Raw genomic sequence first — 374 nt, forward strand, 5'->3', positions numbered from 1 at the left:
GTACATGGTCTCCCGCTTTGGCAGGCGCTGGCACCTATACCTACACCGTTGCGGCTATGGCACCTTGTGGCACCGATGCTACGGCTCAAATTGTGGTAACCGAACAAGCGGCACCGGATGCAGGTACTAACGGTAGCCTAATCATTTGTGAGGGAGATACGGTAACCGCTTCACAACTCTTTGCACAACTTGGTGGTACCCCGGATACTGGAGGTACTTGGTCTCCCGCTTTGGCAGGGGCTGGCACCTATACCTATACCGTTGCGGCTACATCACCCTGTACCACCGATGCAACGGCACAAATCGTGGTAACCGAACAAGCGGCACCTGATGCAGGTACTAATGGTTCTTTAGTTATCTGTGAAGGCGATACG

The 374-nt window shown here is 53.7% G+C and carries 1 protein-coding gene; it reads left to right on the forward strand.

Features of this window, described 5'->3' with window-relative positions; translation table 11 throughout:
• On the forward strand, window positions 1–374 hold a 374-nt coding region (locus tag ACXAGS_RS15735; protein ID WP_474908092.1), incomplete at both ends, for a hypothetical protein.

The organism is Croceivirga sp. ABH4_376 (genome assembly GCF_056160685.1).